24 protein-coding genes are annotated in these 24,524 nt (G+C 61.1%); 6 read left to right on the top strand and 18 right to left on the bottom strand.

What is annotated here, in order from left to right; genetic code table 11:
• Positions 1–24 precede the first annotated feature (24 nt).
• From DV027_RS18060 to DV027_RS09250, 4 genes are all read left to right on the top strand, one after another.
• Positions 25–159 carry a hypothetical protein gene (locus DV027_RS18060; protein WP_275100995.1) on the top strand — a complete coding sequence of 45 codons (135 nt, stop codon included), beginning with the start codon at positions 25–27 and terminating at the stop codon, positions 157–159.
• 266 nt (positions 160–425) lie between these two features.
• Positions 426–1,925, top strand: coding sequence for a carbohydrate porin (locus DV027_RS09260; RefSeq protein WP_130731526.1), 1,500 nt, complete (start codon positions 426–428; stop codon positions 1,923–1,925).
• Positions 1,926–1,995: 70 nt separating this feature from the next.
• A complete protein-coding gene (gene glpK / locus DV027_RS09255) occupies positions 1,996–3,495 on the top strand; it encodes a glycerol kinase GlpK (RefSeq protein ID WP_130731525.1) in 1,500 nt (499 codons plus the stop codon).
• Positions 3,496–3,529: 34 nt separating this feature from the next.
• A complete protein-coding gene (locus tag DV027_RS09250) occupies positions 3,530–4,369 on the top strand; it encodes an MIP/aquaporin family protein (RefSeq protein WP_130731524.1) in 840 nt (279 codons plus the stop codon).
• 160 nt (positions 4,370–4,529) lie between these two features.
• On the opposite strand, the gene DV027_RS17520 is transcribed toward DV027_RS09250, so the two are convergent.
• The 11 genes from DV027_RS17520 to DV027_RS09195 form a co-directional block, all read right to left on the bottom strand.
• Positions 4,530–4,718, bottom strand: coding sequence for a hypothetical protein (locus DV027_RS17520; RefSeq protein ID WP_165399153.1), 189 nt, complete (start codon positions 4,716–4,718; stop codon positions 4,530–4,532).
• Positions 4,719–4,741: 23 nt separating this feature from the next.
• Positions 4,742–6,535: a dihydroxyacetone kinase family protein gene (locus DV027_RS09240; protein ID WP_130731523.1), complete on the bottom strand. Its 1,794-nt coding sequence runs from the start codon at positions 6,533–6,535 to the stop codon at positions 4,742–4,744.
• A 46-nt stretch (positions 6,536–6,581) separates the two neighbouring features.
• Positions 6,582–7,598, bottom strand: a complete 1,017-nt coding sequence (locus tag DV027_RS09235) for an ABC transporter permease (RefSeq protein WP_130731522.1) — start codon at positions 7,596–7,598, stop codon at positions 6,582–6,584.
• Positions 7,588–9,093 carry a sugar ABC transporter ATP-binding protein gene (locus DV027_RS09230; RefSeq protein ID WP_130731521.1) on the bottom strand — a complete coding sequence of 502 codons (1,506 nt, stop codon included), beginning with the start codon at positions 9,091–9,093 and terminating at the stop codon, positions 7,588–7,590. The genes DV027_RS09235 and DV027_RS09230 overlap by 11 nt, the downstream gene beginning before the upstream one ends.
• A 29-nt stretch (positions 9,094–9,122) precedes the next feature.
• A complete protein-coding gene (locus DV027_RS09225) occupies positions 9,123–10,043 on the bottom strand; it encodes a substrate-binding domain-containing protein (protein ID WP_130731520.1) in 921 nt (306 codons plus the stop codon).
• A gap of 52 nt (positions 10,044–10,095) precedes the next feature.
• Positions 10,096–10,578 (bottom strand): D-erythrulose-4-phosphate isomerase, encoded by a 483-nt coding sequence (derI, locus tag DV027_RS09220; protein WP_130731519.1) that lies wholly within the window; start codon positions 10,576–10,578, stop codon positions 10,096–10,098.
• Between the two features lie 35 nt (positions 10,579–10,613).
• Complete coding sequence (locus DV027_RS09215; RefSeq protein WP_130731518.1) at positions 10,614–11,432, bottom strand: DeoR/GlpR family DNA-binding transcription regulator; 819 nt, start codon at positions 11,430–11,432, stop codon at positions 10,614–10,616.
• On the bottom strand, positions 11,410–12,192 hold the full coding sequence (locus DV027_RS09210) for a triose-phosphate isomerase (RefSeq protein ID WP_130731538.1): 783 nt from the start codon (positions 12,190–12,192) through the stop codon (positions 11,410–11,412). Before DV027_RS09210 ends, DV027_RS09215 begins: the two co-directional genes overlap by 23 nt.
• Before the next feature lie 194 nt (positions 12,193–12,386).
• Complete coding sequence (locus tag DV027_RS09205; RefSeq protein ID WP_130731517.1) at positions 12,387–13,376, bottom strand: beta/alpha barrel domain-containing protein; 990 nt, start codon at positions 13,374–13,376, stop codon at positions 12,387–12,389.
• A 3-nt stretch (positions 13,377–13,379) separates the two neighbouring features.
• The gene (locus DV027_RS09200) at positions 13,380–15,086 is read right to left on the bottom strand and encodes a glycerol-3-phosphate dehydrogenase/oxidase (RefSeq protein ID WP_130731516.1); all 1,707 of its coding nucleotides are present in this window, start codon (positions 15,084–15,086) and stop codon (positions 13,380–13,382) included.
• Complete coding sequence (locus DV027_RS09195) at positions 15,083–16,684, bottom strand: FGGY-family carbohydrate kinase (protein WP_130731515.1); 1,602 nt, start codon at positions 16,682–16,684, stop codon at positions 15,083–15,085. Before DV027_RS09195 ends, DV027_RS09200 begins: the two co-directional genes overlap by 4 nt.
• 236 nt (positions 16,685–16,920) lie before the next feature.
• On the opposite strand from DV027_RS09195, the gene DV027_RS09190 reads away from it, so the two are divergent.
• Both DV027_RS09190 and DV027_RS17515 read left to right on the top strand, forming a co-directional pair.
• On the top strand, positions 16,921–17,754 hold the full coding sequence (locus DV027_RS09190; protein WP_130731514.1) for a DeoR/GlpR family DNA-binding transcription regulator: 834 nt from the start codon (positions 16,921–16,923) through the stop codon (positions 17,752–17,754).
• Positions 17,755–17,956: 202 nt separating this feature from the next.
• Positions 17,957–18,130, top strand: coding sequence for a hypothetical protein (locus DV027_RS17515; protein WP_165399152.1), 174 nt, complete (start codon positions 17,957–17,959; stop codon positions 18,128–18,130).
• A 167-nt stretch (positions 18,131–18,297) separates the two neighbouring features.
• Here the strand turns inward: DV027_RS17515 and DV027_RS09185 are convergent, their stop codons facing one another.
• The 7 genes from DV027_RS09185 to nagB form a co-directional block, all read right to left on the bottom strand.
• Complete coding sequence (locus DV027_RS09185) at positions 18,298–19,050, bottom strand: DUF72 domain-containing protein (RefSeq protein ID WP_130731513.1); 753 nt, start codon at positions 19,048–19,050, stop codon at positions 18,298–18,300.
• Between the two features lie 242 nt (positions 19,051–19,292).
• A complete protein-coding gene (locus DV027_RS09180) occupies positions 19,293–20,036 on the bottom strand; it encodes a DUF72 domain-containing protein (protein ID WP_130731512.1) in 744 nt (247 codons plus the stop codon).
• An 89-nt stretch (positions 20,037–20,125) separates the two neighbouring features.
• The gene (locus DV027_RS09175) at positions 20,126–20,395 is read right to left on the bottom strand and encodes an alpha/beta hydrolase (protein ID WP_242621820.1); all 270 of its coding nucleotides are present in this window, start codon (positions 20,393–20,395) and stop codon (positions 20,126–20,128) included.
• On the bottom strand, positions 20,392–21,210 hold the full coding sequence (locus DV027_RS09170; protein ID WP_207303459.1) for a mechanosensitive ion channel domain-containing protein: 819 nt from the start codon (positions 21,208–21,210) through the stop codon (positions 20,392–20,394). The genes DV027_RS09175 and DV027_RS09170 overlap by 4 nt, the downstream gene beginning before the upstream one ends.
• Before the next feature lie 390 nt (positions 21,211–21,600).
• Positions 21,601–22,704 (bottom strand): N-acetylglucosamine-6-phosphate deacetylase, encoded by a 1,104-nt coding sequence (nagA, locus tag DV027_RS09165; RefSeq protein WP_130731510.1) that lies wholly within the window; start codon positions 22,702–22,704, stop codon positions 21,601–21,603.
• Positions 22,705–22,720: 16 nt separating this feature from the next.
• On the bottom strand, positions 22,721–23,674 hold the full coding sequence (locus DV027_RS09160; protein WP_130731509.1) for an N-acetylglucosamine kinase: 954 nt from the start codon (positions 23,672–23,674) through the stop codon (positions 22,721–22,723).
• A 51-nt stretch (positions 23,675–23,725) separates the two neighbouring features.
• Positions 23,726–24,517, bottom strand: coding sequence for a glucosamine-6-phosphate deaminase (gene nagB, locus DV027_RS09155; RefSeq protein WP_130731508.1), 792 nt, complete (start codon positions 24,515–24,517; stop codon positions 23,726–23,728).
• Between the last annotated feature and the right edge of the window lie 7 nt (positions 24,518–24,524).

Below are 24,524 nucleotides of genomic sequence, written 5' to 3'. Positions count from 1 at the left end.
TGCAGGGGGAAAGGACGCCCCTGCATGCCCCGGCTGGAAACAGGCTCAGGAAAATTTTTCCCCGACCATTTTCTCACTTTTTGCCCACAGCGCTTCGGCCGGATCACGGGCGTCGGCATCGTAATGCCGCGCCATGCGAAAACCGGCCTGGTCGCCTGACAGGACCGGCAGGGTGACAAACCGGCGGCCCCGGGTGCTTCCGTCATCCGGGGGCGCGCGGAGCTTCGCGCGGCCCCTCATTTTGCTTCGATACAAAATTACTTTGTATTCCGCGCATATATAAATCATCAAAAATATAAGATAAGTAAAATTATTCACGAACTTGTGTTATTCATGAATTAAATCTTTCCCATTCGTAAATCGATACACACCTGTTCCGGACAACCGAACCCGCGGCTCAAAACGCCCGGGAGGGAGAGCAGATAATGTGTGTCATCACGACATGCGCCAAGAACGAGAACAGGTCTGCAATAACATGGAACAACCTTCCTGCCCAAATCAGGCTGCTGGCCGTTATGGTGGGAATGCTGTTCATCGGTTGCATGCTCACTTCTGAAGTATTGGCCCAGACAGAAACCGCCAAGACCGCCTTTACAACCCATTACGAACCCTCCGCCTTTCCCATGACGGAAAGCGGGCAGGTGGCGATCGGCCCCCTCGTGCCCATGCTGACCGCCTCCCCCCACCTGTTCGGGGACTGGGGCGGCATACAGCCATGGCTGACAAACCGGGGCATATTCCTCAATGTCACCATCAATGAAGAATATATGGGCAACATTACCGGTGGCAAACAGCGTGCCAATGTTCTGGCCGGTCAGGTCGCCGGTGCGCTGGACATAGACTGGCAACGCCTGGCAGGAATTCCATCCTTCTGGACCCATATGCTGGTCATTAACGGGCACGGAAACAGCCTGTCCAACGCCATGGGGGATTCCGTCACCAATCCTGAAGAAATCTATGGTGCGCGCGGCAACGTGGTTGCCCACCTGGTGGACATGTATGCTGACAAGGGTTTCCTGCGCGACCGCATCATCCTGTCGGTCGGTGTCATACCGACAGGAAGTTTTTTCAATCAGGATTACCTTGCCTGTTCGTTCATGAACGTATCGGTGTGCGGCAATCCCGCGCCCTCCAAATACGTGCCGGGCGGACGGGACTGGCCCTCGGGCAACCTCGGCGCGGTCCTGCGCGTGCGCCCCACGCTGCGGACCTACATCATGGGCGGCGTCTTTGCCGTCAGCCCCCATGCCTATAACGGTGGCATATCGGGCTGGGCGCTGGGGCAGGACGGGCTGGGCAAGCTTTCCTCCCAGGTCGAGATCGGGTGGAGCCCGTCTTTTGGCAGGCATCATCTGCTGGGGCACTACAAGATCGGATACTGGTATGACAATTCCCGTTATCCCAACCTGTATGCCGACATAAACGGCAATTCGTTCCAGGCGACGGGCCTGCCGCGGCGGTATGAATCCGGCATGAACGCGGCATGGCTCATGTTCAACCAGATGATCCACCGCAGCGGAGAGGGGCTTGCGAACGGCCTGATCGTGATCGGGGGCGTTGACTACACACAGGGCAGCCAGGTGGCCATGCGCGACCATGAATGGATCGGCCTGCTGCAGAGCGGCACGCCCTGGGGCCGTCCGCTCGATCAGATAGGCGTCATGTTCCAGTACATGGAAATGAGCCACACCGTGGCCCTGCAGCAGGAATCCTCGCTTGCACTCGGCCTGCCCTACCTGCCCAACCAGTGGGGCGCCGTTTACGGCATTCAGAGCCATGAAAATGTATGGGAAGCCTTCTACAGCATCCACGTCGCGCGTGGCACGGCCTTCCAGCCGGATTTCCAGTACCTCCAGCGCCCGGGTGCCACAACCACCTTCCATGATGCGGCTGTGGTCGGCTTCCAGTTCACCACCAATCTGTGAACCCTGCCATACAGTAAAAAAATACCGGGCATATGAATCGTTACTGCAAATAACAATAAAGGAATGCAGCATGACGGAATACGTTGGCGCGATAGACCAGGGCACGACCAGTTCCCGGTTCATGATATTCGACCGGAAGGGAACCGTGGTTTCCGTCGCGCAGAAGGAGCACCGCCAGATCTATCCCAAACCCGGCTGGGTCGAACATGACCCCATGGAAATTCTTGAAAACACGAATGAAATGATTGGCGCGGCCATGGCCCGCGCCAATCTGGGCGCGGCCGGCCTGGCATCGGTCGGGATCACCAACCAGCGCGAGACCGCCGTGCTGTGGGACAGGACAACAGGCCAGCCACTGCATAACGCCATCGTCTGGCAGGACACGCGCGTGGACCAGCTGGTCAGCGATTATGGCCGTGACGGGGGGCAGGACCGTTTCCGCACCATTACGGGCCTGCCTCTGGCAAGCTATTTTGCCGGGCTGAAACTGCGCTGGCTGCTCGATAACGTGGAAGGCGCGCGCGAGAAAGCCGAAAGCGGTCAGGCCCTGTTCGGCACGATAGACAGCTGGCTTTCATGGAACCTGACGGGCGGGGTGAAGGGGGGCATTCACATTACCGACGTGACCAATGCGTCACGCACCCAGCTCATGAACCTGAAAACCTGCGCGTGGGATGAGGGCATGCTTGCAGCCTTTTCCATTCCCGCCGCCTGCCTGCCCCGCATCGTTCCCTCCTCGCAGGTTTACGGCACGATCGTCATTCCCAGCCTGCAGGGCACGAAACTTGCCGGCATTCTGGGCGACCAGCAGGCTGCCCTGGTGGGGCAGACCTGTTTTGCACCGGGGGAGGCCAAGAATACCTATGGCACCGGCTCGTTCCTGCTGATGAATACCGGCACCGAGCCGGTGCAGTCCAGGGCAGGACTGCTGACAACGCTCGCCTACCAGTTTGGCACGGAAGAACCGCGCTACGCGCTGGAGGGCTCCATTGCCATTACGGGCGCGCTGGTGCAGTGGCTGCGCGACAACCTGAAGCTGTTCGACCTGGCAACACAGATCGAGCCGCTGGCCCGCAGCGTGGCGGATAATGGCGGGGTCTATATCGTTCCCGCCTTTTCAGGCCTGTATGCGCCGTACTGGAAGGAAAATGCCCGTGGGGTCATTGTGGGGCTGACCCGCTATGTCACCCGCGCGCATTTTGCCCGCGCAACGCTGGAGGCCACGGCCTTTCAGGTGCGCGATGTGGTCGCCGCCATGGAGGAAGACAGCGGCATCATACTGCGCAGCCTGAAAACGGATGGCGGCATGGTGGCGAACGAACTGCTGATGCAGTTCCAGGCCGATATCCTGAACGTGCCGGTCGTGCGGCCGAAGGTGGTGGAAACCACCGCACTCGGTGCGGCCTACGCCGCCGGCCTGGCCGTGGGTTACTGGAAAAACATCGATGACCTGCGCGCCAACTGGGAAGTGGACCACACCTGGCAGCCCACCATGCCGCCGGAACAGCGCAGCCGCTACCTGGGCTGGTGGAAGAAGGCAGTAGAGAAATCCTTTGACTGGGCGGAATGACCTGCCCCCTGAGCACAGACAAGGAAACAGGCCAATGAACAGGGAATTCCTGGGCGAGCTGATTTCTGAAGCGCTTGCCGTATTCATCATCATCGCCTTTGGCGATTCCGTGGCGGCGATGTATCTCCTCTATGATCCAAGTCCTTACCTGCAGGCCTATTGGGGGGTGTGCATTGTATGGGGGCTGGGGGTGACCATTGCCATCTATGCCACCGGATCCGTATCGGGCACGCACGCCAACCCGGCAGTCACGCTTGCCCTGGCAACCTACCGCGCCTTTCCATGGAAAAAGGTGGTGCCCTACTGGGCTGCACAGGTCGTGGGGGGCTTTTTGGGGGCTGGGCTGGTTTACGCGCTGTATTACCCCGTCATCAACCACTTCAATGACATCCACCAGCTTGCGCGCGCGGGCGGTGGCGGGGCGGGCGTGTTCTTTACCGCGCCGGGGGCGGGCATAACCATATGGCATGCCTTCAGCGATGAAATCATCCTGACCGCCATACTGGTATTCGGCATTTTCGCCATTACCGAACAGTATAATGAAATGGCGCCGGGTGCCAATTTCGGTGCGCTGATCATAGGCTTTCTGGTCGCGGCCATTGGCGCGTCCATGGGGTATCTGGAAGCATGGGCCATCAACCCGGCCCGTGACCTTGGCCCGCGGCTGTTCGCCTATATGGCCGGCTGGCATGAGGCCGCCCTGCCCGCAGCCGGCCATTACTGGTGGGTGCCCATTGCCGGGCCGCTGATCGGGGGGCTGGTCGGGGCCACGGCCTATGAATACCTGGTCTTTCCCTTCCTGCCCGCACAGCTGCGTGCACAGAAGGCCCTGCAAAACAAGGTCGAGGCGGAAAGCGTTATCATCGGGGAGTAGGCTGCCCATACAATCCTGCCCCTTCGGATCCGGGCAGGATTTCCAGGGCGGGACACGCTCCGGCTGGCGTTTTTTTCTGTTTGGAAGCGTTAGAGACAGTTTGAAAAGTTAGCTCAGAAAACATCCAGCAATCATAAGGAAGTTTTTGGTGAAGCTTTTTTCAGAAAGCTTTGAAGAACGCCGCCTTTTGAAAAAAAGGCAGCGCCCAGAAACTTCTATCATTTTTCATCAATGAGTTGTTTTTAAACAGTCCCTTAACCAGAAGCGCGTTGTCTTCCGGTGATGGAAAGTTGCCTGAATGCGCCGGGCTGTCGCCAGATGGGTTTTCACGCTTCCCACCCCGGTGCATTCATGCACCGGGGTGGGACAGGGTCAGGAACGGAACGCATCGAGCACCGGGTTTTCCCCGCTTACAGGCTGCATGGGGAACGTCGATACGGACATGGGGTCGACGACCGCAGGCAGGCCTTCCCCCGCCACGCGCAGGCATAGCGCCAGCGACAGAGCCCCGGCATCGGGGTGCCCGAGGCTGCGCGTGCCGTGGGTGCGGGCACGGCCCATGCGCGGCAGCAGGTCACGCGTGGCGTCCGCCGCCTTTTGCGCCGCATCCGCTGCCGCCTGCCATGCATCGCGCAGGGCGCGCCCCTGGTCGCACGCACGTTCCAGCGTTTCGACAAAGGGCACCAGCGCATCCATGAGCGTCTTGTCGCCAACCCGCGCCCGGCCCAGTTGCATGATGCGTTCCATCGCGTACCGGACGCCATGAACCAGTTGCGGCGCATCGGGTACCGACACATCATCCAGTGCAGTGCTGAAGGCCCGCAGCCCTTCACCCCACAACGCGCCTGACGTGCCGCCTGCGCGATCAGCCCATGCATCGGCTGCCGCCGCCAGCACGGTCGCGGCCCCTGCGTGGGCGTGGGCTGCTTGACGGGCCGCCTGAGCGGCTGCCGCCGAGCCGCGCGCCATGCCCTGCCCATGGTCGCCATCTCCGGCCACGGCATCAATGCGGCCCAGTTCACCCTCCGCCGCGGCCAGCGCCTGTGCCAGTCGCGCCATGGTTTGCGCCACGCACAGGCCGCCACGCTGGCCAGCCTGGGTTCCGGCCTGCGCATAAACAACAGGGGGCTCGTGTTCCATCACGCTGTCAGTGGCGTCAGGCTCACCCGTAATGCCCGCATGGCGCAGGACGGCGGTTTCAACCGGCGCGCGCCAGTAGCGCTCCAGTTCCTCATCCAGCCATGTCATGGTCAGGGAACAGCCTGCCATGTCAAGGCTGGTCACATATTCCCCCACCAGTGGCGCGATCACGGTCAGGCCCGCCTGCGCCAGCAGGGGGGCCAGCGCCTCCCACAGCACAAACAGTTCCTCGTGCTTGGTGCTGCCCAGCCCGTTGAGCACGATCGCAACCCGGCGGGGCGCGTCAGCGGGCAGTTCCTTCAGAATGCGGTCAAGCAGCACGTGCGCCAGTTGCGCGGGTGGTGGAATGTCCTGTTCATCTATGCCCGGCTCACCATGCACGCCAAGGCCAAGCGCCATGCGGTTTTTGGGCACATGGAACAGCAGGTCCGCCTCACCGGGCAGGGTGCAGCCTTCAAACGCCACGCCAAAGGTGCGGGTCTGGCGGTTGGCGCGCAGGCCCACTGCCTCGACCGCATCAAGGTCCAGTCCGGCTTCCGCTGCTGCGCCGACAATGCGGAATACCGTCATGTCACCCGCAATGCCGCGCCTGCGGGCCATGTCGCCCACATCGGCGCTGGCCACGTCATCGGTGGTGGCCAGCAGGCGGGTATCGATCCCTTCGCGACGCAGGCGCTCGGCTGCAATGCCGAAGTTCAGCACGTCGCCCGCATAATTGCCAAAACCCAGGATCACGCCCCCGCCGCGCTCGGCCCGGCGCGCCACGGAATAGATGGCCTGGGTGGAAGGCGAGGCGAAGATGTCGCCCGCCACCGCCGCATCGGCAAAGCCCGTGCCGACATAGCCGTTAAAGGCGGGGTAGTGGCCCGAGCCACCCCCCACAACCACCGCCACCTTGCCCGCCCGGCCCGGTTTTGCCCGCACGACCCCACCGCGCACCATGCGCACGAGGTCGCGGTGGACAAGGCTGTAGCCATGCAGCGCGGAGTGGGCAAATTCGGAAGCATTGCCGCAAATTCTGGTCATTTGCATATATCCTCAGCTAACAGGAAAACGTCGCAGTAGGGCGTGGTCATGCCTCACGGTGCAGGTAGCGACGCGCCAGGGAATCAAAGGAGATGGCCAGAACGACAATCCCGCCGCTGACCACCGACTGCCAGTAAGGCGAGATGCCAAACAGCACGATGATGTTCTCGATCATGCCGATGATGACGGCGCCCAGCACCGCCCCCACCGGGCTGCCCAGCCCCCCCGTAGTCGCAACGCCGCCAATGACGGCAGCGGCGATGGGGGCCAGCACCCATGTATCGCCAATGGAGGGCTGCGCCGTGCCCAGGCGTGCCACCATCAGGATGCCGGCAAGGGCTGACAGGAAGCCTGCCGTAGCGAAGGCGGCGATGCGGATGGCATCCACCCGCAGGCCCAGCATGCGGGCGGCCTCGGGGTTGCTGCCAATGGCATAGACGTAGCGCCCGAGCGGCGTGCGCACCATGACAAACGCCACCACGCCGAGGCAGGCCAGCAGCACGAGGAAGGGCACCGGCACGCCATAGACCAGCCCCCGGCCCAGGAAGGAGATGTCAACGGGCACGCCGGTGATCGCCACCCCCTTGGTCGCCACCAGGATCGCGCCGCCATACACGCCGGCCATGCCGATGGTCAGCACCAGCGAATGCAGCCGCAGCTGCGTGATCAGCACGCCATTGAGCATGCCGCACGCCGTGCCCAGCAGCAGGCACAGCACCAGCGACAGCCACGGATTCAGCCCCGCCTGTACCATCAGCATGCCGCCCGTAATGCCTGCCAGCCCGCCAATCGCGCCGACCGACAGATCAAGCTCGCCAAGGATCATCAGGATTGACTGCCCGATCGTGACCAGCCCGATAAAGGCCAGCGCCCGGGCCATGATCATCATGTTGAAGCCGGTCAGGAAATGCGGCGACAGCAGACAGGACACGCCAAAGATCAGCACAAGGGCCGCAATGACGCCCCCAAGCGGGTTGCGCATGCAGCGTGCGGCCAGCCTGCGCAGGGGCGGCAGCCGTGGCGGGGTGGGCGGCGTGGTGGGGAATGTGGTTTCAAGCGACATGACGAACCTCCGGCGCGCCGATAATCGCGCCCACAAGTGTATTGATGTCGGTCGTGGCCTGGTCGAACGAGCCGGTGACCCGCCCGGCATGCATGGTGATGATGCGGGTGGCGCAGCGTTGCAGTTCCGCCATTTCAGACGAGACGAGAATGATCCCCACCCCCTCCTCCGCCAGTTGCTGCATGATGCGGTAGATCTGGAACTTCGTGCCGATATCGATGCCCTTGGTCGGTTCATCAAAGATCAGCACGCGCGGCCTACGCGCCATAGCGCGGCCGATGATCGCTTTCTGCTGGTTGCCGCCCGACAGGTACATGATCTTCTTTTCCGCCGATGACGTGCGCACATCGAAGCGCTCGATGGCATCGGCCACCACGCGCCGTTCCCGGCCTGATGAAATGACGCCACCGCCCATGATCTGGTCCATGACAGATACGGCAATGTTTTCGCGCACGCTCAGCAGCGGGAAAATGCCGTGGTGCCGCCTCTCCTCAGGCAGGTAGAGCATGCCCATCGCCACGGCCCGGTCCGGCCTGCCGCGCGGGATCTCGCGCCCGTCCAGCACGCACCTGCCTGCCGTTGCGCGGTGGTAGCCAAACATGGTCTGCATGAGTTCGGACCGCCCCGCGCCTACCAGCCCGGCAAAGCCGAGTATCTCGCCCCGGCGCAGGGTGAAGGATGCATCCGTAAAACCGGGACCGGACAGGTGCGCCACATCGATGATGACATCCTCCGTTGCCGATGCAACACCGGGCTGGAAGCGTTCATCAAGCTGCACGCTGTTGCCGGACATGAGGCGGATCAGCTTGCCTTCATCAAGTTCCGCCATTGGATAGGTACCCACGCTGCGCCCGTTGCGCAGCACGGTGACCGTGTCTCCCAGCGCGAAAATCTCCTCCATCCGGTGTGACACGAACACGATCGCGCAGCCCTCGTCGCGCAGCGTGCGCAGGATGGAAAACAGGTGTTCCGTCTCGCTCGAGGTAAGCGAGGATGTGGGTTCATCAAGGATCAGCACCCGGAAATCCCCGGCGCTGGCCGCGCGCGCGATCTGGAGAAGCTGCTGGTCGGGCACGCTGATATGCCCCACCTTCTGCCCCGGTCGGGCATGCATGCCAAAGCGGGTCATGAGCTTCTGCGCCGCCGCTTCCATTGCCGTGCGTGACACGGTCATGCGCCCGAAACCGGATTTGGCGAAGGGCATGAACATGTTTTCCGCAACCGTCATGGTGGGAAACAGGCTGAGCTCCTGCGGCACGTACGCCACGCGGGCAAACAGGGCGTGATCGGCCAGCGCGTCCTGGCCTTCAATGTCCACGCGCCCCGCATCCGGAGTGACGAGGCCAGTGAGCACCTTAATCAGCGTAGATTTTCCCGCGCCATTTTCCCCTGCCAGGATATGGACCTTTCCCGCTTCCAGCGTCAGGTCGATATGGTCCAGCGCTACAACGCCGGGATAGGTCTTGCGCAGGGATGAAACGTGGAGAACCGTCATGGTCGTTACTCCATCAATATCCGGAAAGGTCAGATGTTCTTCTTGGTCAGGACATCTATGCCGGTATCTATGTATTTGGGCGTCTTCTGGCCCAGCGCGCGCTGCCATGCAGCGATGACCGCCCAGTAGCCCTGCATTTCGGGCCGGCTGGAGGCCGATGAATCGGCCACCCCGTCACGGATGAGCTGGATCATGTCGTTGAGGTTGTCCAGGCCCACTTCCTTTACCTTGCCCGTGCGCCCGCTTTCGCGGATGGCCTGGCCAATGCCCACCGGGCCTGCCGCATCGCACGCCACCCACCCGGCAAGATCGGGATGGGCCTGCATGATGGCGGAAGCCTGTTTCTGCGCGGTTTCGATACTGTCGTTATCAATACCGGTTGCGACCACCCTGATCTGCGGATACCTGGCAAAAGCCGCGCGTTCACATTCCGCGCGCCGGGTATGGTTGGGGGCGGTCGGCACGCCGATCATGATCGCGACCTCGCCCTTTTCCCCGATCAGCCCGGCAAGGCGTTGGGCCGCGATCGTGCCCTGTTCGCAGAAATCGGCCCCCACCGCGGTGACGTCCATCCCTTCGGGCGGGAGGGAGTCAAATACCGTCATGGGCACCTTTTCATCCACGGCCTCGAGCATGGTGGCGTGGTTGCCCTTTTCATCGAGCAGGTCGAGGATCAGCCCGTCGGGGTGGGTTGCGATCGCGCGTTCGATGATATCGTTCTGTGAGGAAACATCGGCCGTTTCAGGCGCGCGGTATTCGATTTCCACCTTGCGGCCCGTCGTCTTTCCCAGCAGGTCGGCCGCCGCCTGGGCGCCGGTATTCACCTTGTCAAACCACGGATGGACCGTCTTGGGGATCAGCACGAAACGCAGCGGCGCGTGATCATCTGCCGCCCGTACCGCCATTGGCGCAAGCACCAGCGCCGTGGCCAGAAGAAAAGCTGTTTTCATTTTTATTGTTCTTTCGCTTTACCGCTCATCCGGCTGCACCTGCAGCCAGCATTCAGCAGGTGGTAACGGCAGGCTCCGCGTGGGCATATTTCTCACCCAGCGCATCAATGCCCGCCACATTGCGTGCCGAGGGGCCCTTTGGATCAAAGGAGCAGGCAAGCCATGCATTCACGATGCTCTTGGCCACCTCCGGCCCGATAACGCGCGCGCCCATGGTAATGATGTGGGCGTTATTGGACAGGGCCGCCCGCTCGGCGGAATAGGTGTCATGGGTCAGCGCCGCGCGGATGCCGGGTATCTTGTTGGCCGAAATGCATACCCCGATCCCGGTGCCGCAGCACAGGATGCCCCGGTCGAACTGCCCTGACATGATGGCCTGCCCCACCCGCTCGCTCAGGCTGGCATACAGTTCGCTGCCACCCCCGGGGGGTGCTGACATGTCCAGCACCTCATGCTCGCCGCGCTCCCTGAGGTACTGCGCAAGCATTCCCGCCATGCCGTTACCGGCGCTATCGCCTCCAATGGCTATACGCATTGTTTTTCTCCTACCGTATTAATGGAGCATGTTTTTTATTTAGGTTTTACTGCGTCACTGGCGCATAGCTGCGCCACACGCAGTGTAACGCCATGATCCAGCAGGCGATCACGCATTGCACGATCAAGGCCGTCATCGGTTATGACCACATCGAATTCGGACAGGTCCGCCAGGCGGTTCAGCGCGTTGCTGCCAAACTTCGTGCTGTCGGCCATCAGCACACGCCGGTCCGCGCTGCGCATGAGCGCGTGCTTGGCCTTTACGATATCCTGTTCCTGGTGATAGGCGTTCACGCCATGCACGGCGGATACGGACATGAACAGCGTGCCCACCCGCAATGCCCCGATCGCCTGTTCACACATCAGCCCGAAAAATGCGTCAAAAGTGGGATGATACCGCCCCCCAAGCGCCATAAGGCTGATGGCGGGCATGGTCGCCAGGGTGGAGGCTATGCCAAGGCTGTTGGTGACCACCGTCAGCCCGCCCATCGTGGCCAGGTGATCCACCATGCAGCATGCGGTGGTTGAATCATCCAGCGCGATGACATCACCGGGCACGATCATGCCAGCCGCCAGCGCTGCCATGGCTTTCTTTTCACGCATGGCGCGCCGCCTGCGATACAGCATGCTGCTCTCGGCAATGCCGTTGGGCAGGGTGGTGACACCCCCATGCACCCGGCGCAGCAACCCCTGTGCCGAGAGCGCCTGCAGGTCACGATGAATGGTCATGCGGCTGGTTTCAAAACGCGTGACCAGTTCGTCAATCTCCACATTGCCACGCCCCATGACGTAATCGACCATGGCGCGCCTGCGGGTGGCGACGGTGCCGGTTTCAGCCAGATGCAACATGTTCATGGGCTACACTCCCGATAATCTGCCTGAAATCAGCAACACTCCACGCAGCCCGGCCAATAAAGACGCCATCTACATTGGCAAGCCGTGCATAACTGCACGCGTTGTTCCGTGTCACGCTGCCGCCATATAGCAGGGGGATCTCAAACCCGGCTTCCTCCCCCGCCATCTCCACCAGCACTGCGCGCAGCCGTGCATGGGCACTGGCCACAAACGTGGCATCCGCTGCCTGCCCTCCCGCCCCGATGGCCCAGACCGGCTCATACGCCACCAGCACCTGCCCCATCAGGGCGAGCGGAACACCGTGCAACGCAATGCGCAACTGCCGGGCCAGCACATCATGCGTCACGCCAAAGGCGTGTTCCTGTGCCGTATCGCCAATGCACACCAGCGGGCGCATGCCGTGGCGCAGCACGGCATGGACCTTGAGGTTGACGGTCCAGTCCGTTTCACCAAAATGGGCACGGCGTTCGGAATGGCCGATTTCAACCAGTGCGGCCCCACATTCGGCCAGCATGGCGGGCGAGATTTCTCCCGTCCATGCGCCTTCATCCTCCCAATGGGTGTTCTGTGCGCCCACCATGACGGATGTGCTCTCCAGTATGGCGCAGACATCCCTGAGCGATGTAAAGGGCGGGATGACAAAAGGCTGCACCCCTGCGGGCGGGTGAAAGGCTGCCAGTGCGCGCGCGGCCTCGATGGCGGCAGCTGGCCCCTTGTTCATTTTCCAGCTGGTACCAATCCATAACGGTCTGGAATGCATCACGGGTCTCCATATCTGGCAGGATGCACATACATAACATTTTACATGATATATATATCATAATTGGCGTTATCGTTGCGCCACACCTGACATGAGAATGTTCACATTCTCATGATCTTCAGAAATAAATGAAATAATACCCTGCCGTTCCAAAATAAAATTCAGGAACATAAAGTATTAAGGTGCAGGGGCGCTCAGCCCATGCCTGCCGGGGCCTCCAGCAGCATGTTTTCGGTAATGCAGCGGTCAGCGCCCAGCGGGCGTCCGGCGCGCCGCCCCCTGCGGGCCAGGGCATCGTGATAGAAACAGGTTGCTTCTTCTGGCAGCAAGTCGCCATCCGTCACGTGCCGCATGGCCTGCACCAGCAGCAGCGGGTCATCGGCATCGACAATCTTGCGCCCGAACAGGGCCGCGCGCGCCCCGCAGGCCTGGGCCTGATGCAGCAGTTCAAGGCAGTCACGCGTCGTGCCACTTCCACCGCCCATGATTCCCACTACCATGCGGGGATCAAAGGCGCAGAGTTCGGTCAGGGCTGCAGTACCATTGAAGGGAATTTTCAGGAACTGGGGCCGCTCCGCCTGAAGCAGGCCCGCAAGGGCGCGGATGATCATGTCATTAAGGAAGAAACCCCAGTCCGGTTGCGCAATCCGCCCTTCGTTCGGGTTGAAGACTTCAAGGAAATAGGAAAAACCATGCGCCTGCGCATCCTCGCGAAAGCTGCGGAAACATTCCAGCGCATGGGCATCATGTTCCGCATTGCCATTGAAGGTCATGGAATACAGGCCAAGGCGGGTCTGCGCACCGGCCAGCGATGCGCTGCGAAAGGGCACGGAACGCTGGGTGGTGTAAGGGCTGCCGCGCCCGCGCCACAGGTCGGTTGTATCATTGGCACGGATGGCAGGCTGCACGCGGCTGTCGTTAAAAGCCCCTTCATGCACCAGCGTTTCCAGGGTGGAGGCCGAGACCAGCATGATATCGACAACATCCAGTTCCAGCATCGCCCGGATATCATCCAGGTAGTCCTCCCGGCAGCGATAGGCCGACAGGCCGCCCATGGTGCGGTTACGCCCCATGGCGCTGATGCCTGCCGCCATATCGGCATCCTTGGCATCGGCCAGGATAAAGTCGGCGCGCGTGTCGGTACCTGCGACCATGCGGGCAATCTTGGTTTCATAACGGTTCATTGTTCAGGCTCCGATCGGTTCGGGCTGCATGGGGTTTGCGGCAGGCATGCGGGCGGCGAGATGGTGTCGCGTTTCGGCTTCCTGCCAGGCTTCACGGGCCTGATGCCGGATCGTGTCGGCATCCCACCCAAGGGTTTCACCCGCGATGCCTGCCACTTCGCGCGTGACGTCGGGCGTCAACGCGCCGGACAGGGCAATGGTGGTGCGGCGATAGAGAATATCTGCCACATGCCGCACCTGTTCATGGCGGGCGATGAACATGATTTCCCGGCTCGTATAGGATGGCAGGCTGCGCAGCGGCGCATCGGGCGCAAGAGCGCAAAACTGCGCAATGTCCATTGCCAGCGTGCCGTAACGGCCAAACAGCATGCGAGCCCGTTCACGCGGAATGGCACTGGCTGCGGCAAAACGGTCGATATGGGCGTCAAGGTTCGCGCGGCGGGGATAACCGCGCCCGCCCCCGATTGGCAGCGACCGGGTGGAAACCTGCCGCACCCGGCCCAGACGGGGCAGGATGGTGTCGGCCACCTCTTCCGCCAGGCCACGGAATGTTGTCCATTTTCCCCCTACCAGCGAAAACAGCGCAACCGGGCCCAGCCGGTCCTCATGCACGATATGGTCACGGCTGATCGCGCCGGGGTCGGACGCGTTGCTCGCTGGCAGGGGGCGCACGCCACTGTAGCGGTAGATCACATCGGACGCGGCAAACCGGAAACCGGGAAACAGTGCGCCCAGCATATCCAGCATGTAGGCCTGTTCCGCATCGGTGCAGATGGCCTCATCGGGGCTGGTGACAGGAATATCGGTCGAGCCCACCAGCACATGGCCCAGAAATGGATAGGCCAGGCAGATACGCCCGTCCGGCGTGCCGAAATACACCATGTTCCCGTCCAGTTCGCGCAAAAGCCCATCATGGCGCAGCAGCAGGTGCGACCCCTTGGTGCCGCCGATATAACGGGTGGGCACGCCGAGGGCCGCATTGATCTGGTCGATCCACGCACCGCCTGCATTGACCACGACCGGCGCACGCGCCCGCCATGACTGCCCGCGTGGCCGGTCATGCAGCGTTACGATGCCATCTTGAAAAGCTTCAACATGGGTATAGGTCGCGACACGGCAGCCTTCCTGCGCACGTAATGCGTCGTGCACGCATTCATAGCCCAGCCGTTCGGGCTGGCTGATCGCCGCGTCATAATACTGCGCGCAGGCCATGACGGCACTGCTCATATGCGGCCAGCGCGCCCGGGTCTGCCTGCCTGAAAACAGGCGGTGCCGGGGCATGACGCGGGCATGGCGGCCCAGGAAGTCATAGATCTGCAGGCCCAGTTCCAGCACAAGGGCACCCCGGTCCGTCATTTTTCCGCCCAGGCGCAAAAAACGCCGCACGGACGCCACGATGCCGCCCAGCCATGAGCGGACAGGCACGGTGGTAGGCAAGGGATGGACAACATGCGGTGCATTGCGCAGCAGCAGGTTACGTTCCAGCGTGGATTGCGCGACAAGGCGGAACTCCCCCGTTTCAAGGTATTTGATCCCGCCATGGATCAGGCGCGACGGCGCGCTGGAGGTGCCACTGCAGATATCCCCCCGCTCCACCAGCAGCACCCGCACGGCCTGCACGGCCAGTTCACGCATCAGCCCCGCGCCATTGATCCCGGCGCCAATGATGATGACATCATACGTTTCCACGGGAGGCAGGGCGGCATTCATGACGGAATCCCTCCCATCGCTGTCGCATGATGGGCCTGCAGATGCATGGCGAGATGGGTGCCCGATATCGGCTCCGGTTGTGAGGGTGCCGGGGGTGATGTGTCATAAAGTGCGCGCCAGAACGGGCGCATGGCCTGCGCCAGCGCCACGTAACGGTGATAGATGGCGTCATACGCCGCCACCTGCGCCGGTTGCGGGTCATAGGTCCGTAGCGCCACATCCAGCCCCGCCACGGCGTGTTCCAGATCCGGCTGCATGCCAACCGCCACCGCCCCGGTCAGGGCTGCGCCCAGCGCGCCCGCCTCCCGCACGGAGGAGACATCGACCGGCATGTCCAGCACATCGGCAAAGAGTTGCGCGATGGCGGGCTGGCCGCTGCCGCCACCCGATATGCCCACGCGCGTAACGCTACCCGTCTGGCACAGGGCGCTGACATGCATGCGGTGGTTGAACACCATGCCTTCCACCATCGCCTGCAACAGATCGGTCCGGTCATGCCATGACTGCACGCCGAAAAATGACGCACTGGCAGGCGCAGCATAAGGGGAGCCGAACAGGAAGGGATGGAAAAGCGGAACCGTGCGCGCGTGACGGGCGGCGGTCAGGCGGTCTTCCACCGCCTGCATCAATATCGTCGTGGCATCCGTGTTTCCGGGCAAAAGCAGGCGCGCCATCCATTCGAGGTTGCTGGATGACGCAGGCGAGATGGCCATGCAGTTCCACAAACCCCGACGGTAACCGGCACGGCAGGCCCAGCCCTCCCCGGTGACGGGTCTGTCACGAAAGACCTCGTTGATGGAAAACGTGCCAGCGGTAAGCGACATATCGCCCGGCCGTGCATGGCCCATCCCCACGGCGGCGGCTGTTACATCATGCAACCCGGCTGAAACCGGCGTGCCCGCAAGCAGGCCCGTTGCCGCAGCGGCGCTGGCCGTGACCGTTCCGGCCCGCGCGCAGGAATCCAGCATGGGCGGCAGGCAGCCACGCATGGCCTCCAGCCCGAGGATATCCAGAATGGCGGTGCTGTACTGCTGCGTATGCAGATCGGTAAAGGCCGTGCTGGCCTCGGTTATGTCTGTTGCGATCTCCCCCGTCAGGCAAAGCCGGATCCAGTCCTTGGCAAACAGGATGGACCCGATCGCATGATAGCGTTCCGGCTCATGCGCCCGTATCCATGCCAGCAGGGTATTGGCGGAATAGGCATAGGGCCGCTGCCCCGCCAGCGGCACGAGCTGGTCCAGCACCCCGCGTTGCTGCCAGGTATCGTGCAGGTCCGTCGCACGGCTGTCGAGCGACATGATCCCGCGCCCCAGCGGGTTGCCCGTGCGGTCCAGCAGGAACAGCCCGTCGCCATGCGCCGTGACACCCACTGCGGCAATGGCCTGGCCGTCCAGCCCCGCATCATCGAGCGCCATGCGGATGGTGGCGGCCACGCCCTGCCATACCTCGCCCATGTCGCGTTCGACATGGTGCGGACGGTCCATGTGCTGGGCTACGCGACTGCGCCCCGTGCCCACGATTGCACCCGTGGGGGAAAAAATGACCGCCTTGGTGGTGGTTGAGCCGCAGTCTATTCCGATGATGAAGTTCCGGCGCATCCTCGACCTCCTTGTATCCAGCAGCATGATGACGGATTCACCGTGTTATTCATAACAAATATAGTGTTATATATAACACATATTAATGTGATCCCATATGCCGGGAACCCGATCGGATTGCCTGCAAAAAAGCTGGAAAGCCATTGCGATAGCCATATTGAATGTGACACCGTAACAGGTATCCCCTACGCTACGCGTCTTCCTGTTGACCCTGCGGATGAAGATCGATTTCCAGTATGACCGATAACACGGGCCTGTTACGTTCCCCGACTTCCACCCGATCTGCCCGACGGGGCGACAACACGGCGCGCCAGCAAAGGATCCTTGACCTGCTGCTTGAAACGGGTAACGCCACCATTGATGCGCTGGCCGCGCATTTTGGCGTCAGCCGCATGACCATCCACCGTGATGCCAACGCGCTGGCAGAACAGGGACTGGTGGAAAAGCTGCATGGTGGCATCGCCCTGCGCAACCGCACCGCCACCAAGAAGACCGTAAGCTACCGCACGACCCTTGCGAGAGAAGGCAAGCAGGCCATCATTGCCCGCGCCATATCGCTGATCCGGCCGGAACAGGTTCTGGTGCTGGATGATTCAACCACCGTGGCCGGGATGCTGCCCCTGCTGCCCGCGCTCGCACCGCTGACCATCATTACAAACGCCATGGGCGTGATCCAGGCACTGGCCCCCTACCCTGACCTGCGCCTGATCTGCCTGGGGGGCGATTACAACCGGCCCCGCAACGCCTTTTTCGGTCTGATATGCGAGCAGGCGGCGCAGGACCTGCATGCCAATACAATGTTCCTGTCCACATCCGTCATCCACGATGGCACGGCTTTCCAGAACAACCCGGACATCATCAAGATCAAGCGCGTCCTCATGGAAATCTGTGACCAGACGGTTCTGCTGGTGGACAGTTCAAAATTCCACAAGGGTGGCCTTTACCGACTGGCGGGCCTGGATACTTTCGATCATGTGCTGACGGATGCCCGGATCAGGCCCGCCATACATGAGAAACTGAAGACTGCCGGCATTTCACTGGAAATCTGCCAGCCCGACGACACGCCCTAGAGCAGGTCCTGTTTGAATGGACACATTCGAACAGGTGAAGAGGCTCGATAAGCAATCAGTTGGAGCAATTCCACTGAGCCAGAGTTCAGTGGAGTTGCTCTAGCACGGTTTTGAGGGAGAAAACGGCATCGGCTGGCCGCCCGTCTGTGCACGCCATGCCGTTGCAGGGATATTCACGACATTTGTGCGCGACAGACACGCGATGACAGACAACATAGGCTGGGGGATGTGGCAGGGCAGCAGCCCCAATGCATCTGGCATGCTGGGCGGCATGAAGAGTTTCATCAATGGAACCAGCCCCGCAGCCCGGCCCCATGCCGTACGGCGTGCTGGCAGTCGTTCAGAACCCGCAGCCGGTGGCGACGGAACGCCATGATCATCGCGCCTGCTGCGACAGGCAGCGATGAGGCACACATTTTTCAGACCACCCCGGCAAGGTGCCATAAAGAGGCACTGACAAATCCATAAGGGTTGATAATACCATAGCCAGCCACCAGAAAATTCAGGACTGATCCCGGCAGGCCCTGAAGTCCGTCCCGAAACTTAAACCGCATTATTTCCCGATAACGCCCGCACAGCTTCCATCAGTTCAAGACCGTTCTGCACGGCTGCCCCATATGTGGTGTTGCCATAGATCGTCCATACCTCGGTGCCGCGTGCGGCAAGGGCTGCAACGACTTTTGCATGGGCTTCAATATTTTCCTGCGTATAACGTGACTTATAGATATCCGGAGAGCCAAGCAGGCGGAAATAGGCAAATCCACTCCAGCCACCCGGTTGCACCGCAGGAGGCAGGTGAGCAGGATCCTCTGCAAGGCGTGATATCTGCAGTTCTGCCAGCATCTGGTCTACCGCTGGCTGGAACCAGCTTTCATGTCTGGGATCCACAACAATGGCTCCGGCAAACCTGGCCCGCAAATCCTGGAAGAAACGCACGGCACTCTCGCCCGGATAGGCAAAATCGGGGGGAAACTCAACCAGAACAGGGCCGCGTTTTTCGCCAAGGCCATCCGTTTCCCTGGCAAAGCGGTCGAGCAACGCCTGGCAGCCGACCAGACGGAGTTCATGCGTAATGGTTTGGGGCAGTTTTACCGAGAAGCGGAACGCAGGCGGCGCATTTGCAGCCCAGTGTGCGTAAATCGAACGCCGAATGGGCCGATGAAAACTGTTACCGACCTCAACAGCTGAAAAATAGGTGGCATAACGTGCAAGTGGTGTACCGGTAACGGGTAACCGCAAAAATCTGGCCATGGAAGAAAAGGTCGACCAGCCCGCAATACCGACACGAATGGACATGGTTTTATCATTTTCCTTTCTGGCAAAAGTAACCATGGGTTATCACAATACGGTTTGCTGCACCACCTGAGGCATATCCGCACATGGCCGACGTTATGAACCGGGCAGATATATTGCGGCGGCGCTAACGCCATTGTGCAAACATCTTCGGGGCATTCTCCTGGCGGACACCGGAACCATCAGGAATTGTTCATGAAAACCTTGAATCATATCCTGACATGTCATGAAAAAAGGAAAACGTATTATTTTCCAATATTGCCAGAACAGGCTTCCATAAGTTCGAACCCGTTCTGCACGGCAGCCCCATACGTGGTGTTGTCATAGATCGTCCAGACCTCGGCGCCGCGTGCGGCAAGGGCTGCAACGACTTTTGCATGCGCCTCAATGGCTTCGTGCGTATAACGTGACTTATAGATTTGCGGCGTGCCATGCAGCCGGAAATAGGCAAGCCCGCCCCAGCCGCCCGGTTGTGCCGCAGGAGCCGGGCGGGCCGGGTCCGCTGCAACGCGTGATATCCGCAGTCCTGCCAGCATCTGGTCTATTGCTGGCTGGAACCAGCTTGCATGTCTGGGTTCGACAACGATGGCCCCGGCCAGCCTCGTCCGCAGTTCATGGAAAAAACGCACGGCAATATCACCCGGATAAGCGAAACTGGGGGGAAACTGAACCAGGACAGGGCCGCGTTTTTCGCCAAGGCCATCCGTTTCCTCGACAAAACGGTCGATCAGCGCCTGACAGTCGACCAGACGGTGTTCATGCGTGATGGTCCGGGGAAGTTTTACGGAGAAACGGAACGCAGGCGGCACGCTTGCAGCCCAGCGCGTATAAGTCGTGCGCCGATGGGGGCGATAGAAGCTGGAGTTGATCTCGACTGTTGAAAAATAAGCGGCATACCGTTCAAGTTGCGTGCCGGTAACGGGTAACTGCAACACTTTGGCCATCGTGGAAAAAGTCGACCAGCCCGCAATGCCGACACGCATGGACATGCCCCTTCCCTCCCCCATAAAAACCATAACGGGCTAACATAACCCGGTTGGAACTGAAAAAATTGACCAACCTAACAGCAACATCCGTGTCACAGCAGGCGATGCACGTCATGGCAAACACGCCTGGCAAGGCAGGAAGGCAACAGGTCGAAACCGTGCACCGCATTTGCACAGGCCATAAGATCAGTCGGGATGGGCGCTTGCCACAGGCGATGGGCAAAGGCCACATCTTCATCGCGAAACAGGTCCAGCATCGGGTAGATCAGGACCTGCGCGCGCAATCTTACCGTGCCACGATCTCGTGCCAGAAGTGCCGTGTCAGACCGGCACAGACCCGTTACAGGTCCATTCCCGATCATGCGGCATTACGCGCCGTGACACCAAGGCGGTACCCTTCCTTCTGAAGCACCTTGATCGAGGATTCGGAATATTTCGCAACCAGTCCCGACACGTCACCCGGCGCGCACCAGAACCCCAGCGTGACCTGAATGTTTGCAGGCTTAGGCAGGAAGGAAACGGAAGGTGCGGGGGCCTTGAGCACCTGCGTGTCATTTTCCGTAAGGCCGAGCAGCAACGCGCGCGCCTTGTCCAGATCATCATTGTAATCAATCAGCAGGCTGACCGCGCCTGCAAGCCGGTCTGACTCTGAACTGTTGATCACGATATTGTTTGATAATGTGCCGTTGGGCACGTAAATAATCTCGTTATTGGCATCAAGCAGCACGGTGCGAAACATTTCAATTGATGTAACCGTTCCTGAACTGCCGCCTGCCGTAATTGAATCCCCCACCTTGAACGGGCGGAACAGCAGGATCAGCACGCCACCGGCAAAGTTGGCGAGGCTGCCCTGCAATGCCATGCCAACCGCCAGACCCGCAGCGCCCAGAACGGCCACGAATGATGTTGTTGCAATGCCGACCATGGAGGCCACGCTGATCAGCAGCAGGGCCTTGAGAAACAGCCCGACCACGCTGAGCAGGAAGCCGCGCAGTGTCGGCTCGATATGGCTGGCCTCCATCATCCGGTCCATGGCACGGGTTATGGCGTTGACAAGCTTCCAGCCCACAAAAAGAACGATCAGCGCCAGCAGAAACTGACTTGCATATCCCAGCACGAGTGGAAGCAATCCGTCCATCTGCTCCAAAATTGAATGAATCTGCTTTTCCATGACTATCCTTGGCCTATCCTTTACGGGTACCTGGCAGCAGCATGCACCCGCTTACTTCTGTCAATGTTTTGTACCTGGTCGTCACCACCATGGTCCCGCACCATAATTACCGGGGCGACCCTTTGCCTCCTGCACAAGGCCATCCCGCCCCTCCGCCATTTAAATGAATGGCATTGGGGAAAGGTTCATCTCAAATGGAAAGTGCTTCCGGTTCAACATCAGCAATGGCAGGTTGGCAATGTGGGGAGCGCTGACGCAATCATGGCGCAGGGGGCGCCGTCCACCCGCGGCCATATCGCTGCATGCCGTGCCCTCATCGGGTCCGTATTACGGCACAAACGCTTCTGTCGCCCTGCTTATGGTCATTTCAGCCGGGCAGGCGTGCCTGTAGCCAGATCAATGCAGGCGCTGCCCCGCAACCCAGACTTCCTCGACATGCAGGTTCGGGTCCAGAACGACAAAATCGGCCCGTCGCCCGACCGTGAGTTCCCCCCGGTCTGGCAGGCCAAGGTAGCGTGCTGCATTCCCGCTGACCAGGCGGGCGGCTTCGGGCAATGATATGCCTGCCTGCACCGCGTTGCGCAGCGCGACATCAAGCGTGAGGATACTGCCCGCCAGCGTGCCATCCTCCAGCCGGGCCGTGCCGTTGGCAATATGGACCCTCTGGCCACCGAGCTGGCTCTCGCCCTCACCCATGCCGGTTCCCCGCATGGCGTCGGTTACGAACAGCAGCCTCGAGCCCATCATCCGCCGTGCCAGATGGAAGGAGGCGGGATGGACATGATGCGTGTCGTAAATCATTTCGGCATAGGTGACGTCACTACACATCAGGGCGGTCACCGGCCCGGGGCGGCGGCCTTCTATGGGGTTCATCGCATTGAACAGATGCGTGGCACCCGTTACCCCGCCTGCGGTGCAGATGCGGCAGATGGCCTGCCGCGCGCCCTCATAATCCGTCACGCTATGCCCCAGGCTGACCCGGACCCCGGCCCTGGCAAAGGCGTCGATGGCGGTACCCGCATGCGCCAGTTCAGGGGCGAGCGTTACGACACGCACGATATCGAGCGACAGGGCCTGTGTGACATGCTCCGGGTCCGGCGCGATTGCAAAAGGCGGCTGCGCGCCAAGACGATGCGGGCTGACAAAGGGCCCTTCCAGATGCGCCCCATGGATGCACGGGCCGTTGGGGTTGCCCGTATGCCGCACTTCCGCCACGGCCCGCAAGGCATCCATCACATCGGACCAGGGCCGTGTGATGGTGGTGGGCAGGATGGTCGTGGTGCCGTGGGAGAGATGGAAGCGGGACATGCGGCGGATCGCATCGGCCCCGTCCATGGTATCCGCCCCGTCGCCTCCATGGACATGCCCGTCGATAAAACCGGGCAGGATATAGCGCTGCGGGGCGTCAGGCCGCGCCGATATATCCCCGATCAACGTGTCAAAGGACATCGTGCCGGGCAGGATCTGATCGGCACAGACCAGCTGTCCACTGATGTTCATGGTCTTTTTTCCGCTTTCAGTATTTGTGCGCCAGATCGGCGTCCAGCCGTTCCAGCCATGCCGCATCCATGTGCCAGCCCGCACGCGCGGCGGCCCGTATGACCCCGCCGCCAATGGGTGGCAGTTGTGGAATATGCGGCTGTTCACCAAGAAGCTCCGTCATCTGCTCCATGACAAACCGGCTGCGGAATACGCTTCCCCCATAACTCCACGGCAGAGCCACCTGCAGGCGGTCGCGTGCCACCCGGACCTGCGTGGCCAGGCATTGCGCCGCCTCGACAAGAATGGAGCGGGCATCGGCACTGCCCTCATTGGCCAGCCGGTCCAGCACATGGGCCAGGGCGGCAATGGCGGAGCGTGGGTGGGGCTGCACCCTCTGCCATTCCAGCAACGCCTCGCCCGCCCGGTCCGGGTTGGCCGGCAGGTCCAGCGCCTGCAGCAGCCGCGTGGCGAAATCGGCATCAGGCGCATGGCGCGTATCAATATACCGCACGACCCTGCGCATGGCCATGCAGCCAATCCAGTAGCCACTGCCTTCATCACCGAGCATGTATCCCCACCCGCCGATCCGTAACGGCGCATGGCGGTGATCATCCGCCCATATGACCGACCCCGTGCCCGCAAGCGCAAGGATGCCCGGCCCACCCAGAAAGGCGCCGACACAGGCAATTTCCACGTCTGAACACATGCCTATGCGCACATCCGGCCCGAGGGCGTCAAGGATGACCTTTTCCTGCATGTGCGATGAGGGGCGCTCGGCACAATAACCCGCAAGGCCTATGGTTGCCGCGAGCAGGCGGTATCTGTCCAGTCCCTGCAGCAGGCCCGTCAGGGTCTCCGCCCAATCAGCCTTGTCATAGGCGTTGCTGCCACCGGAAAGGCGATGTTCGAGCACATGCCCGTCAGACCCGACAATAACGGCGCGCGTGCGCGTGCCCCCACCGTCAACAGCCAGAACTGCGTCATCCATCAATCGTCATCATCCTGAAAAAAATAGCCCATCATGCAGAGCGCGCCCCATTCAGGACAGAAGGCCCTGCAGTTCGGCATCGTGTTGCATCAGATGGTTGATAAAAGGCCGCCGGGAGAGTGAAGCGGCCGCGGCTTCATCAATGATGACCAGGCAGCTGGCATGCATCTGCAGGGCTGTTGCACTGATGCTGGCGGTAAGCGGGCCTTCGATCATATTGGCCAGGACACTGGCCTTGGCCGCTCCGGTTGCAAGGACCACGATGCGCCTGGCATCAAGAATGGTGCCCACCCCCATTGTCACGGCATGATAGGGCACATGATCGAGGTTATCATCGAACATGCCCCGGTTCTGTTCGCGTGTGGCGGGGTCCAGCGTTACGACACGGGTGCGTGACGTGAACGCGGAAAACGGTTCGTTAAAGCCGATATGGCCGTTTTCCCCCACTCCCAGCAGCTGGAGCCCCACGCCACCGCAGGCGTGCAGGGCCTTTTCATAGTCGATGCACCGTGCCGCCAGGTCCGTTGCCATGCCATCGGGCACATGCGTGGCGGATAGCGCGATGTTCACCCGTGAAAACAGGTGCGTATTCATATAGGTGCGGTAAGACTGCGCGGATGAGGCGGATATGCCGACATATTCATCCAGATTGAATGTCCGGCAATGTGAAAAATCCAGCCCCCTGTCGCGATGTGCCTGCACGAGGGCAGCATAGACCCTTTCCATCGTGCGGCCGGTGGCAAGGCCGAGTGTGATATCTGGCTGCTGGCGAATGGCATCTTCCATGACCCGGGCCGTCAGCAATGTCGCCTGTTCACGATCGGGGCAAATGACAATTTTCATGATAGTC

The organism is Komagataeibacter xylinus (genome assembly GCF_004302915.1).
In the GTDB taxonomy this organism is placed as follows: Bacteria; Pseudomonadota; Alphaproteobacteria; order Acetobacterales; family Acetobacteraceae; genus Komagataeibacter; species Komagataeibacter xylinus_C.
Note: the sequence above shows the minus strand (reverse complement) of the source record. Positions and strands in the feature narration are given on the sequence as shown.